Below are 12,209 nucleotides of genomic sequence, written 5' to 3' on the forward strand. Positions count from 1 at the left end.
CCGCGGGGACGGGGCGGTCGGCGACCTCCATCTCGGGCGGGCGTGCCGCCGGCGTCGGGGTGTCGCGCGCGTCCTCCCCGGCCGGACGGAGCTCGGGCGTCTCGGCGACCCGCTCCGCCCGCGGCGCCGGCACCGGCGCGACCTCGGCCGCGTCGCGCTCGCCGCGGGTGATCTCGGAGAACTGGCTCTCCGTGATCATCTCGACCGCGATACCCTCCTCGACCGACGGCAGCTCGGCCGGGGCCGACACGGCGACCAGCCCCGCGACGATCAGCGCCACATGCGCCACGCCGGACAGGAGCAGGCCCGGCTCGCGAAGGGAGGGAAGGCCGCGCAGCGCCATGGCCTCACGGACCGTCCGGCAGGGTGACGAGGGCGACGCGCTCGAAGCCCGCCTCGGTGACGAGCGCCATGATCTGGGCGACGCGACCGTACTCTACCGCGCGATCTCCCCGCACGAAGACCCGGGGCTCCGCCCCGTCCTCGATCCGCGCGGCGATCGCGGACGCGATCTCGTCGTCCGCGAGCGCGACCTCCTCGAGGTAGACCCGGCCCTCGGCATCGATCGAGAGCGCGACGGGCTTCGCGTCGACGTTGAGCTGCCCCGCGCTCGCCTGCGGCAGGTCGAGGGGCACGCCCGCCGAGAGCAGCGGCGCGGAGACCATGAAGACGATGAGCAGCACCAGCATGACGTCGATGAACGGCGTCATGTTTATCTCGTTGATGGCGCGCGTGCGTCCGCGGCGCCTGCGCCGTCCGCCGCCGCCCGTCCCGGGTCCGCCGTGGGAGAACATCGCTCGTCCCTTCCGATCAGGCCGCGGCCGCCAGGCGCTCGTCGACCTGGCGCGCCAGGATGGCCGAGAACTCGTCGGCGAAGCCCTCGAGCCGGATCTGCGCCTTGGCCACCTCGGCCTGGAACTTGTTGTAGGCGATGACCGCCGGGATCGCCGCGACGAGCCCGATCGCGGTGGCGAACAGCGCCTCCGCGATGCCCGGCGCCACCACCGCGAGCGAGGTGTTCTGCGAGGCGGCGATGGCGAGGAAGGAGGTCATCACGCCCCAGACCGTGCCGAACAGGCCGAGATACGGGCCTGCCGAGCCGACCGAGGCGAGGAAGATCAGCCGCGATTCGAGCCGCTCGACCTCGCGCTGGATGGTGACGTCGAGCACCTTGTCGATGCGCGCGGGCAGGCTCGCCACCGAGCGACCCGTGCCGCCGAACGAGCGCTTCCACTCGCGCATCGCGGCGACGAAGACCGAGGCGAGCCCCGTCGTCGGGCGTTCCTCGAGCGAGCGGTAGAGCTCCTCCAGCGAGCGGCCCGACCAGAACACCTCCTCGAATCGGTCCATCGCCCGGTACAGGCGGCGGAACAGCAGCGTCTTGTCGACGATGATGGCCCAGCTGTAGACGGACGCCGCCACGAGCCCGATCATCACGAGCTTGACGACGATGTGCGCCTGCCAGAACAGGCCCCAGAGCGAGAGATCGTGCGTCATCCGCGAAGTGTCCTCGAGGTCGTTCCGGGCGCGGGAGCGCGCCGCCGGGGCGGGGTGTCTACCGAATGAGGCTTGGTGGGTCCGAACGCGCCCGGCACACGTGGTTCGCGCCGCAACATGTCGAAAATATGAGCTTTTCCCAGCGCCGCCGCGACGCCCCGACGCTGTTGCGATGAGGACACGATCAGGGTTAACGGACGCTTTACGAGGGGCGCCCGCGGGGGTGCGACGCCGCGGCGCTCCGAGGCCGGGCGCGCGCCCGCGGACGCGCACGCCCGGCCGCAGAATGTCCGCCGTGGGGGGCCGGGAATGTCGATTTCGGAGCTGATCGCGATCGCCGGCTTCGCCGGTGCGGCCATCGTCATGCTGCTCGTGACGCAGACGAAGCAGCGGGTCTCGTGGCCCGGGTGGCTCGTGCCCGCCGCCGTCGCGCTGCTCCTCGCGGCGTGGACCGGCTGGGCCGCCGCGACGGAGGGCCTCGTCGCCGTCCGCGATGCCGTCGTCGCCTCACCCTGGAGCGTGCAGATCTGGGTCGACCGCATGGCGAGCACGGCGGCGGCCTTCTTCCTCCTCCAGAACCGGGCGCGCGCCATCGGCATGAAGTCGGAGGTGTGGGTGCTCGCCGTCGTCTTCACCGGCGGCATCGGCCTCCTCGCGATGCTCGCGCGGGTCGTCCACCTGGAGCGTCGGAAAGCGGAGTGAGGCCGCCCTCAGCCGCCGAGCCGCGCCCTCAAGGCCTCCGGTATCCGCGCAGGCCGCCCCTCCCGGATGGCCGCGACCTGGACCGACGCGCTTAGCAGCACCTCCTCGCCGCGCAGGATGCGCTGGGCGATCTCGATCGAGGCGCCCTTCACGGCCAGCGTGCGGGTCTCCACCGTGAGGATGTCGTCCATGCGCGCCGGGCGCGCCCAGTCGATCGTCATCCGGCGCACGGCGAAGGCGAGCCCGCCGCCATCCGCGTGCAGCGCGGACTGGGCCACGCCGGCGAGCCGCAGCTGGTCGGTGCGGCCGCGCTCGAGGTACTTCAGGTAGTTGGCGTGGTAGACGATGCCGGAGAAGTCCGTGTCCTCGTAGTAGACGCGCACCACGAGCAGGTGCGCGCCGTCCGCGAACCGGCCGGCGATGGGGATCAGCGCGTCGCGCGCGGGGTCTTTCTCGGTGTCGCTCATGGTCAGGCGTCGTCCCCGCTCGGGAACAGCCCGAACTGCGTGCGGCCCGGGTCCTGGGCCGGCTCGGGCATTCCCAGATGCCGGAAGGCGTGGGGCGTGAGCAGGCGCCCGCGCGGGGTGCGCTGCACGAAGCCCTTCTGGATCAGGTAGGGCTCGATGATCTCCTCGATCGCGTCGCGCGGCTCGGAGAGCGCGGCGGCGATGGTCTCGATGCCCACCGGCCCGCCGCCGAAATTGGTGGCGACCATGGTCAGGTACTTGCGGTCCATGACGTCGAGCCCCACCGGGTCGACGTCGAGCAGCCCGAGCGCCTTGTCGGCGAGGGTGCGGCCCACGGTCTCGGCGCCCTCGACGACGGCGAAGTCGCGCACCCGCCGCAGCAGGCGCCCGGCGATCCGCGGCGTGCCGCGCGCGCGCTTGGCGATCTCGTTGGCGCCCTCGTCCGACATGCCGAGCCCGAGCACCCGCGCCCCGCGCTTGACGATGAGCTCGAGCTCGCCGACCTCGTAGAACTCGAGCCGGACCGGGATGCCGAAGCGGTCGCGCAGGGGCGTCGTCAGCAGGCCGGCGCGGGTCGTGGCGCCCACCAGGGTGAAGCGCGGCAGCTCGATCTTCACGGAGCGCGCGGCGGGCCCCTCGCCGATGATCAGGTCGAGCTGGAAGTCCTCCATGGCCGGATAGAGGATCTCCTCCACCGCCGGGTTGAGCCGGTGGATCTCGTCGATGAAGAGAACGTCGCGTTCCTCGAGGTTGGTGAGCTGGGCGGCGAGGTCGCCCGCCTTCGCGATCACAGGCCCCGAGGTGGAGCGGAAGTTCACCCCGAGCTCGCGCGCGATGATCTGCGCGAGCGTGGTCTTGCCGAGCCCCGGCGGGCCGACGAAGAGCACGTGGTCGAGGGCGTCGCCGCGCGCCTTCGCCGCGTCGATGAAGACCTGGAGGTTGGCGCGCGCCGCCTTCTGGCCGGTGAAGTCGGCGAGCGAGAGCGGTCGCAGGGACCCATCGAGGTCGTCCTCGCGCTTGATGGGGGAGACGAGTCGGTTCGGCTCGGTCACGGGCGTCTCGGTCTCCGGCGGGGGATGCGGCGCGGCACAGCTGGTCTTTTACAGCCTCGCGGGCCGCGAGCCACCCCCCGGAGACGCCCCGCGTCCGGTCGGAGCGAAAAAAACGGGGCGGTTCAGGCTCTTTTCGTCAACGGCCAAGCGCCTGCAAGCAAGACTGTTTTCAGCTTCGACCCGTTCGTCCGCCCCGATTTCCCGCGCCTCGCGGAAGTCGATCTCGGAACACGAATCCCGTCGCGTCGTTGGTGGGGCATTCCAGTGTCGCGCTCTGCCGTGGCGCTCTCAGATACAGATGGAGGACATCCATGAAGTACATCCTCATGACCACCGCCGCCGCCTTCATGTTCGTCGCGCCGGCCGGCGCCCAGACGACCGCGCCGGCGCCCGTCGTCGATTCGGCCCCGGCGGTTCCGGAGACCGCGATCGGTGTCCAGGAGCGTCGTCGCCTCCTGACCTCGGACGACACGACGGCCGCCCCGGCCGGCATGCTGATCGGCGAGGAGACCAGCTCCTGGTACGTCGACTGCACGGACCCGGGCGTGATGTGCGAGAACTACGAGAACCTGTCCACCGGCTCCGTCGGCGGCATGGGTGCCCCCGACCCGGTCACCGATTCGGCCCCGGCGGTTCCGGAGACCGCGATCGGCGTGCAGGAGCGTCGTCGTCTCCTCACCGACGACGACGAGACGGCGGCTCCGGCGGGCCAGCTGATCGAGCGTCAGTGACGCGTCCGCACCGCTCCCCGGAGCGAGCGACGAAGCACACGGAAGCCCCGGCGCGAGCCGGGGCTTCTTTCGCTCGTACGCCGGTCCCGCGCCGCGTGCGGACCCGTACGCGGTGCGCCCCTTCTTCCGATCGTGCGAGGCTCAGCGGGCCGGCGGCGAGACGCGCTCGCGGTCGATCGCCGGCGCGGCCCGGACGCGGGCGGCGACGAGCACCGTCGCCACGACGATGCCGGCGACGATCCAGGTGAGCGGGTCCACCCGCTCCCCGTTGATCACGCCCGCGATGGCGAGCGTCACGAAGACCTGCAGGAGCTGCACCTGGCCGACGCGGGCGATGCCGCCGAGCGCGAGGCCCGTATTCCAGGCGAAGAAGCCCAGATACTGGCTCAGCAGCGTCACGTAGGCGAAGCCGATCCAGGAGACGAGGGGCACGGCGGCCGGCTCGGCGGGCATCAGCAGGAATGCGGCGGGGATCGTCACCGGCAGGGCGAGCACCAGCGCCCAGGAGATCACCTCCCAGCCCGGCATCTCCCGCGCGGCGAGGCCCGACCAGGCATAGCCCAGCGCCGCGCCGAGCGCCGCGAGCGCGAGCCAGCCGTCTCCCGCGCCGATCCCGCCGACACCGTCGCGCAGCGCGAAGGCGGTCACGACCGCCGCCCCGACGAGGGCCGCCCACCAGAACGCCGCCGGCAGGCGCTCCCGTCCGATCAGCGCCCCCGCGATCGCGGTCGCGAGCGGCAGCAGGCCGAGCACGACGCCGCCATGGGACGCCTCCACGCTCGTCATGGCGAAGCCGGTGGTGAGGGGGAAGATCCCGACGAGGCAGATCGCGATGAGGACGAGGCGCGCGAGCTGCGCGGGGCTCGGGAGGCGCCGCGCGCCCGCGAGGAGGACGACGCCGGCGACGAGCCCGGCCGCGGCCGCACGGCCCGTGGTGACGAACCAAGGGTCGAGCCCCGCGACGGCGAGGCGCGTGAACGGCAGCGTGCCGCCGAAGATCACGACGCCGACGAGCCCCAGCGCGAGCCCCAGGACGATACGCGAGGTGGCGGGGCTCATGACGTGTCCGGAGGCGGGCGTCGCGCCCGCGGGCGGACGCTAGCGCCGCCGCGCACCGCGACGCAAGCGCGGTGTCAGCGGACAGGGTGGTAGAAGCACGGCCGCGCGCTGGCCTGCCAGCTGGCGCCTCCGCGGGCGGTGGGCACGACGGACTTGTCGGCCGCGCCGGCCCAGATCGACCAGTTCGCGCCGTGGACGGCGCTCACCTGGTTCGCCCAGACCGCCTGCGCGGCGGCGGCGCTGGGGCCCTGGGCCATGACGTGGGCGGCCTTGCAGGTGCCCGGCTGCGGGGTGGGCGCGCGCAGCTGCAGCTGCGCGTGCGCGCCGCCGGCGCCGAGCGAGAGGGCGGCGAGGGTGGCGATGAAGAGGGTCGTGCGCATGATCGTGGTCTCCCGTGTGTCGAGGCCCAGCCGCGCTCTTGCGGCCGGCGGGGCGCGCGATGCGCCTTGCACGGGGTTCGTCGGACCACCCGTGAGAAGGGTTCGATCTGCCGCGGCGGTTTTCGGCGGTTCGCTCCAAATCGGAGTGATGAGGACTATTTCCTCCACCCCGACTTCTTCAGCGATCAATCGAAGATATTTTTTACAGATCGAGCGCGTAGATCTTCGCAGGTTCAACAGCACGTCAGAGGACACTCCCATGCTGTCTCGCATCTCGATCGGTGTGAAGATCGCGCTCATCATCACCGTCATGGCCGCGACCACGATCGGCGTGGCTATCGTCGGCTACAGCAGCTTCCACGAACTCGCGCGGGCGACGGTCGCGCTCGACCTCACGGCGGACAAGATCCGCACCGCCGCGACCATGAACCAGGACGCCCTCGAGATCTCGCGCAGCGAGTACCGCCTCGTCGCCGAGCCGGGGGCGATCGCCGCCGTGCGCGCCGAGGCAGACGACGCGCGCCGCGAGTTCGAGGAGCGCCTCGCGCACCTCATGGACATTGTGGACGAGGCCGAGCGCCAGGAGCTCCTGCGCGCCATCGAGCGTCGGGCGGACGGCTATTTCGGCCGGATGGAAGCGGTCTTCGCGGAAGGAGCCAGCCTCGACGCCTCCGCCGTCTCGGATGCAGAGGAGCGGATCGTCGCGATGGTCACGGCGAACGGCGCCCATGTCGAGGAGCTGATCGCATCCATCGGCGAGTTCAACGACGCCAACGACGCGCTGATCAGCCGGCTCTCGGAGGACGCGCACGCGATCGCCGAAACTCGCGGGGCGCTCCTCCTCGGCAGCGCGGCGGTGGGTGCGGTGCTCGGCATCCTGCTCGGCTTCCTCGTCGCACGGTTCGGCGTCACGACGCCGCTGCGCGGGGTCGTCTCGGTCATCCGTGCACTCGCCGGCGGCAATCTCGCCGTCGAGGTGTCGGGTGCGTCGCGCGGCGACGAGATCGGCATGCTCGCCGGCGCCGCGCTGGAGCTGCGCGAGAGCCTGCGCCGCGGCGTCGAAGCCGAGCGCGAGGCCGCCGAGCAGAAGGCGCTGGCGGAGCGGGCGAGCCGCGAGGCCATGCTGCGCCTCGCCGACGAGTTCGAGAGCGCCGTATCCGGCGTCGTCACCGAGGTTGGGTCCGCCGCCGAGCAGCTGCGCGCCAACGCCACCGCGCTCTCGTCGGTCGCCGAGGAGACGGAGAGCCAGGTCCTCTCGGTGTCGGCCGCCGCCGAGCAGGCCAGCACCAACGTCGGCGCGGTGGCGGTCGCGGCGGAAGAGCTGTCCTCGGCCATCGCGGAGGTCGTCCGCTCCATCTCCGGCGCCGCCAATGGCGCGCAGGCCGTCAACGAGGAAGCCGGCCGCACGAGCGTGTCCGTCGGCGCCCTGCGCGACGTGGTGGGGCGCGTCGCCACGATGACGTCGCTGATCCGCGAGGTCGCCGAGAAGACGAACCTACTGGCGCTCAACGCCACGATCGAGGCCGCACGGGCGGGCGAGGCGGGCCGCGGCTTCGCGGTGGTCGCCGCCGAGGTCAAGCAGCTCGCCGAGCAGACGACGAAGACCACCGAGCGCATCGACGCCGAGATGGCGGACATGCAGTCGGCGACCGGCGTGACGATCGAGGCGGTCGAGCGCATCGGCCGGATGATCGGCGAGATCCGCGAGGGCGCGGCGCAGGTCGCCTCGGCGGCGGAGGAGCAGGGCGCGACGACGAACGAGATCGCCCGCAACGTCAACGAGGCCGCCAAGGGCACGAGCGCCGTCTCCGAGGCCATGTCCGCCATGACGCAGGCCGCCTCCGAGACCGGCAAGATGTCCGGCGAGGTGCGGGTCTCGGCGGAGTCGCTCAGCGGCGCTGCGGGCACGCTCAACCGTCGGGTGACGGACTTCCTCGCTCGGGTGAGGGCCGCGTGAGCGATGCGGCGGGTTCGGGAGCCGGTGGAGCGCCCGAGCGAATTCGGGCGCTCCGATCGCCGTCCCGACCGGCGATGCGGCGCGCCCACGTCGATCGAGATACGTAGTAACACGCTCTTAATCGCTTGAATTCTGGAGCGACAGTCTGTTTTAGTTCCACAAAGCATGAAATTAATCTACTATAAACCGCGCCTGCCTCAGCGTAAACGACAATAAAACTCTACCAAGCGCGGAGAAGGACAGTGCTCGCAAAAATCTCGGTGGGGGCGAAGATCGCTCTCGTCATCGCAGCCATGGCGACCGCCACGATTGGCGTCGCCGTCGTCGCCTATAGCAGCCTCGAGTCGGTGAGCCGTGCGTCGGAGCGCCTCGAGGCGACGACGCACGAGATCAAGCTGGTCGCCGGGCTGAGCCAGGACGCACTCGACATCTCGCGCAGCGAATACCGCATCCTGGCGGAGCCGTCGAAGATCGACGCGTCGCGTGCGGAGATCGCCGAGCGTCGCCGGAGCTTCGAGAGCCGCATGGCGGCCCTGCGCAGCGACATCGACGACGGCGAGCGCCGGGCGCTGCTCGGCGAGATCGATCGGCTCTCGCGCACGGTCTTCACCGATCTCGACGCGGTTCTCGCGGAGGGCGAGCAGCAGCGCGGACGCGCGATCGACGAGGCGCAGGCGCGGCTCGCGGAGCTCGTCGCGGCCAGCAGAGCGGACGTCGAAGCGCTCACCGCGATGCTCGACCAGCTCACCGCGGCGAGCGAGACGCTGGCGACCGAGGTCGCCGCCGATGCGCGGGCGGTGGCTCACGCGAGCGAGCTCTTCCTGATCACGATCGCGCTCATCGGCATCGTCGTCGGGATCGGGCTCGGCATCTCGGTCTCCCGCTGGGGCGTTACGGCACCCCTCTCCAGGATCGTCTCGGTCATCCGTTCGCTCGCCGGCGGCGAGCTCGATGTCGAGGTGTCCGGCGCCTCGCGCCGCGACGAGATCGGCACGCTCGCCAGCGCCGCGCTCGAGCTGCGCGAGAGCCTGCGCCGCGGTGTCGAGGCCGAGCGCGAGGCGGCCGAGCAGAAGGCGCTGGCGGAGCGGGCGAGCCGCGAAGCCATGCTGCGTCTGGCCGACGAGTTCGAGAGTGCCGTATCCGGCGTCGTCACCGAGGTCGGATCCGCCGCCGAGCAGCTGCGCACCAACGCCACGGCGCTCGCGTCCGTGACGGAGGAAACGGAGAGCCAGGTCCTCACCGTCTCCGCGGCCGCCGAGCAGGCGAGCGCGAACGTGGGCGCCGTCGCGGCGGCGAGCGAGGAGCTCTCCGCGGCCATCGCCGACGTCGTGCGCTCGATCACCAGCGCCGCGACCGGGGCGAACACGGCGAACGAGGAAGCCGGTCGCACGAGCGTCTCCGTCGGTGCCCTGCGCGACGTGGTCGGGCGTGTCGCCACGATGACGTCGCTCATCCGCGAGGTCGCCGAGAAGACGAACCTGCTGGCGCTCAACGCCACGATCGAGGCGGCTCGGGCCGGCGAGGCGGGGCGCGGCTTCGCCGTCGTCGCCGCCGAGGTCAAGCAGCTCGCCGAGCAGACGACGAAGACCACCGAGCGCATCGACGCCGAGATGGCGGACATGCAGTCGGCGACCGGCGTGACGATCGAGGCGGTCGAGCGCATCGGCCGGATGATCGGCGAGATCCGCGAGGGCGCGGCGCAGGTCGCCTCGGCGGCGGAGGAGCAGGGCGCGACGACGAACGAGATCGCCCGCAACGTCAACGAGGCCGCCAAGGGCACGAGCGCCGTCTCCGAGGCCATGTCCGCCATGACGCAGGCCGCCTCCGAGACCGGCAAGATGTCCGGCGAGGTGCGGATCGCTGCCGAATCGCTCAGCGGGAGCGCCGGCAACCTGAAGTCGCGGGTGGCCGATTTCCTGCAGAGGGTTCGCGCCGCCTGAGCAGCGGACGTCTGCTCTATACGGACGCGGGCGGGGTCAGAGCCCCGCCTGCGCCTCGACGACGGCGACCGCCGTCATGTTGACGATGCCGCGCGCCGTCACGGACGGCGTCACCACGTGGGCGGGTTTCGCCGGGCCGATCAGGATGGGGCCGACCGGCAGCGCGTCGGCCATCACCTTGGTGAGCTGGTAGGCGATGTTGGCGGCGTCGAGGTTGGGCATGATCAGCACGTTGGCCTCGCCCTTCAGCCGCGAATGCGGCAGCACCCGGTCTCGGGTCGCCTGGAGGAGGGCGGTGTCCGCCTGCATCTCGCCGTCCACCTCGAGCGCCGGCGCGCGCTCGCGGATCAGCTCGAGCGCCTGACGCATCTTGCGCGCCGAGGGTGAATCGATCGCGCCGAAGTCGGAATGCGAGACGAGCGCGATCTTGGGCTCGAGGCCGAAGCGGGCGACGTGGCTCGCGCAGGCGCAGGCGACGTCGGCGATCTCCTCCGCCGTCGGATCCGGCCGCACGTGCGTGTCGGCGAGGAAGTAGGCGCCCTTGCTGGTGATCATCAGCGAGAGCGCCGCGAAGTCCCGCGCGCCGGGGGCGAGGCCGATGATGGTGCGCAGGTGGCGCAGGTTCGACTGGAAGCGCCCCTCGAGCCCGCAGATCAGCGCGTCCGCGTCGCCCCGTCGCACGGCCAGCGCCGCGATGACGGTGGCGTTGGTGCGCACCAGCGTGCGCGCCGCGTCGGGGGTGATGCCCTGGCGTCCGGCGATCTCGAGGTAGGTCGCGACGTAGTCGCGGTAGCGCGGGTCGTCCTCCGGGTTGATGAGGTCGACGTCGCGTCCGATCTCGAGGGAGAGGCCGAAGCGCTCCAGGCGTGTCTGCACCACGGCCGGGCGGCCGATCAGGATCGGGCGGGCGATGCCCTCCTCGATCACCACCTGCGCCGCGCGCAGCACCCGCTCGTCCTCGCCCTCGGCGTAGATCACGCGCTTGGGCGCGGCCTTCGCGGCGGCGAAGAGCGGCTTCATCAGGAAGCCCGAGCGGAAGACGAAGCCGCCGAGCGAGTCCTCGTAGGCGCGCAGGTCGGCGAGAGGCCGGGCGGCGACGCCCGAGTCCATCGCCGCCTTCGCCACGGCGGGCGCGATGCGCAGGATCAGCCGCGGGTCGAACGGGCTCGGGATCAGCGACTCCTTGCCGAAGGGCCGCGCCTCGCCGCCGTAGGCGCGCGCCACCACCTCGGACGGCGCCTCGCGCGCCAGCGCGGCGATGGCCTTCACGGCGGCCGCCTTCATCTCCTCGTTGATCGTGGTGGCGCCCACGTCGAGCGCCCCGCGGAAGATGTAGGGGAAGCACAGGACGTTGTTGACCTGGTTGGGGAAGTCCGAGCGCCCGGTGCAGATCATGGCGTCGGGCCGCACCGCCTGCGCGAGGTCGGGCATGATCTCCGGCGTCGGGTTGGCGAGCGCGAGGATCAGCGGCAGCGGCGCCATGTGCTCGAGGTACTCGGGCTTGAGGACCCCCGCCGCGGAGAGGCCGAGGAACACGTCCGCGCCCACGATCACCTCGGCGAGGGTGCGCGCCTCGGTCTTCTGAGCGTAGGCCGCCTTCCAGCGGTCCATGAGGCTCTCGCGGCCCTCGTAGACGACACCCTCGATGTCGGTGACGAAGACGTTCTCGCGCCTCACGCCGAGCGTCAGCAGCAGGTTGAGGCACGCGAGCGCCGCCGCCCCCGCGCCCGAGGTGACGACCTTGATCTCGTCGATCTTCTTGCCCGAGAGCGCCAGCGCGTTCGTCACCGCCGCGCCCACGATGATCGCCGTGCCGTGCTGGTCGTCGTGGAAGACGGGAATGCCCATGCGGGCCTTGAGCCGCTCCTCCACCTCGAAGCACTCGGGCGCCTTGATGTCCTCGAGGTTGATGCCGCCGAAGGTCGGCTCCAGCGCGGCGACGGTCTCGACCAGCTTGTCGACGTCGGTCTGCGCCACCTCGATGTCGAACACGTCGATCCCGGCGAACTTCTTGAACAGGACCGCCTTGCCCTCCATCACGGGCTTCGAGGCGAGGGGGCCGATGTTGCCGAGCCCGAGCACGGCGGTCCCGTTCGAGACGACGGCGACGAGGTTCTGGCGCGCGGTCAGCGTCGCCGCCTCGCCTGGGTCCTCCACGATCGCCTCGCAGGCGGCGGCGACGCCGGGCGAGTAGGCGAGCGCGAGGTCGCGCTGGTTGCCGAGCGGCTTCGTCGGCTGGATCTCGAGCTTACCGGGGCGGGGATGACGATGGTAGAAGAGGGCGCCGGACTTCAGGTCCTCGGAAATGCTCTTCGTCACGCGTGCCCCCTCTTCGTGCCAGGAGGGCGTTTGTATACGCCGCTTCCGGCGCCGCGCAACTCGCCCCGCGGGAGGGAGCGTTGCGTAGGGGAAAGGGCTCGGCCC

General features: G+C 71.6%; 11 protein-coding genes and 1 pseudogene. 4 read left to right on the top strand and 8 right to left on the bottom strand.

All coding sequences use genetic code 11. The features are described from left to right. From ACTZWW_RS14180 to tolQ, 3 genes and pseudogenes are all read right to left on the bottom strand, one after another. Positions 1-343, bottom strand: a pseudogene (locus tag ACTZWW_RS14180) (cell envelope integrity protein TolA); the annotation flags it as partial. 4 nt (positions 344-347) lie between these two features. After that, on the bottom strand, positions 348-794 hold the full coding sequence (locus tag ACTZWW_RS14185; protein ID WP_444781615.1) for an ExbD/TolR family protein: 447 nt from the start codon (positions 792-794) through the stop codon (positions 348-350). Between the two features lie 16 nt (positions 795-810). Next, positions 811-1,497 carry a protein TolQ gene (gene tolQ, locus ACTZWW_RS14190; protein WP_444781616.1) on the bottom strand — a complete coding sequence of 229 codons (687 nt, stop codon included), beginning with the start codon at positions 1,495-1,497 and terminating at the stop codon, positions 811-813. A 309-nt stretch (positions 1,498-1,806) separates the two neighbouring features. On the opposite strand from tolQ, the gene ACTZWW_RS14195 reads away from it, so the two are divergent. Continuing rightward, positions 1,807-2,199 (top strand): hypothetical protein, encoded by a 393-nt coding sequence (locus ACTZWW_RS14195; RefSeq protein ID WP_444781617.1) that lies wholly within the window; start codon positions 1,807-1,809, stop codon positions 2,197-2,199. Between the two features lie 8 nt (positions 2,200-2,207). Here the strand turns inward: ACTZWW_RS14195 and ybgC are convergent, their stop codons facing one another. Continuing rightward, on the bottom strand, positions 2,208-2,666 hold the full coding sequence (ybgC, locus tag ACTZWW_RS14200; RefSeq protein WP_444781618.1) for a tol-pal system-associated acyl-CoA thioesterase: 459 nt from the start codon (positions 2,664-2,666) through the stop codon (positions 2,208-2,210). 2 nt (positions 2,667-2,668) lie between these two features. Next, positions 2,669-3,718: a Holliday junction branch migration DNA helicase RuvB gene (gene ruvB, locus ACTZWW_RS14205; protein ID WP_444781619.1), complete on the bottom strand. Its 1,050-nt coding sequence runs from the start codon at positions 3,716-3,718 to the stop codon at positions 2,669-2,671. Positions 3,719-4,029: 311 nt separating this feature from the next. Here ruvB and ACTZWW_RS14210 point away from each other — a divergent pair, with 311 nt between their 5' ends. Then, positions 4,030-4,449, top strand: coding sequence for a hypothetical protein (locus ACTZWW_RS14210; protein WP_444781620.1), 420 nt, complete (start codon positions 4,030-4,032; stop codon positions 4,447-4,449). Positions 4,450-4,590: 141 nt separating this feature from the next. On the opposite strand, the gene ACTZWW_RS14215 is transcribed toward ACTZWW_RS14210, so the two are convergent. Both ACTZWW_RS14215 and ACTZWW_RS14220 read right to left on the bottom strand, forming a co-directional pair. Then, positions 4,591-5,508 carry a DMT family transporter gene (locus tag ACTZWW_RS14215; RefSeq protein WP_444781621.1) on the bottom strand — a complete coding sequence of 306 codons (918 nt, stop codon included), beginning with the start codon at positions 5,506-5,508 and terminating at the stop codon, positions 4,591-4,593. 74 nt (positions 5,509-5,582) lie between these two features. Beyond that, positions 5,583-5,888: a hypothetical protein gene (locus tag ACTZWW_RS14220; protein ID WP_444781622.1), complete on the bottom strand. Its 306-nt coding sequence runs from the start codon at positions 5,886-5,888 to the stop codon at positions 5,583-5,585. A 259-nt stretch (positions 5,889-6,147) separates the two neighbouring features. Between ACTZWW_RS14220 and ACTZWW_RS14225 the strand changes: the two genes are divergently transcribed. Further along, positions 6,148-7,845 carry a methyl-accepting chemotaxis protein gene (locus tag ACTZWW_RS14225; protein ID WP_444781623.1) on the top strand — a complete coding sequence of 566 codons (1,698 nt, stop codon included), beginning with the start codon at positions 6,148-6,150 and terminating at the stop codon, positions 7,843-7,845. A gap of 242 nt (positions 7,846-8,087) precedes the next feature. Beyond that, positions 8,088-9,785 (top strand): methyl-accepting chemotaxis protein, encoded by a 1,698-nt coding sequence (locus ACTZWW_RS14230; protein WP_444781624.1) that lies wholly within the window; start codon positions 8,088-8,090, stop codon positions 9,783-9,785. A gap of 36 nt (positions 9,786-9,821) precedes the next feature. On the opposite strand, the gene ACTZWW_RS14235 is transcribed toward ACTZWW_RS14230, so the two are convergent. After that, positions 9,822-12,104 (bottom strand): NADP-dependent malic enzyme, encoded by a 2,283-nt coding sequence (locus tag ACTZWW_RS14235; RefSeq protein ID WP_444781625.1) that lies wholly within the window; start codon positions 12,102-12,104, stop codon positions 9,822-9,824. Positions 12,105-12,209 lie beyond the last annotated feature (105 nt).

Source organism: Salinarimonas sp. NSM, from assembly GCF_052380005.1.
Classification (GTDB): Bacteria; Pseudomonadota; Alphaproteobacteria; order Rhizobiales; family Beijerinckiaceae; genus Salinarimonas.

Bases quoted from the DNA above. Each gene is read 5' to 3' on its own strand.
- ybgC (WP_444781618.1), bottom strand. From the start codon at position 2,666: ATGAGCGACACCGAGAAAGACCCCGCGCGCGACGCGCTGATCCCCATC.
- ACTZWW_RS14215 (WP_444781621.1), bottom strand. From the start codon at position 5,508: ATGAGCCCCGCCACCTCGCGTATCGTCCTGGGGCTCGCGCTGGGGCTC.
- ACTZWW_RS14220 (WP_444781622.1), bottom strand. From the start codon at position 5,888: ATGCGCACGACCCTCTTCATCGCCACCCTCGCCGCCCTCTCGCTCGGC.
- tolQ (WP_444781616.1), bottom strand. From the start codon at position 1,497: ATGACGCACGATCTCTCGCTCTGGGGCCTGTTCTGGCAGGCGCACATC.
- ACTZWW_RS14225 (WP_444781623.1), top strand. From the start codon at position 6,148: ATGCTGTCTCGCATCTCGATCGGTGTGAAGATCGCGCTCATCATCACC.
- ACTZWW_RS14195 (WP_444781617.1), top strand. From the start codon at position 1,807: ATGTCGATTTCGGAGCTGATCGCGATCGCCGGCTTCGCCGGTGCGGCC.
- ACTZWW_RS14185 (WP_444781615.1), bottom strand. From the start codon at position 794: ATGTTCTCCCACGGCGGACCCGGGACGGGCGGCGGCGGACGGCGCAGG.
- ACTZWW_RS14210 (WP_444781620.1), top strand. From the start codon at position 4,030: ATGAAGTACATCCTCATGACCACCGCCGCCGCCTTCATGTTCGTCGCG.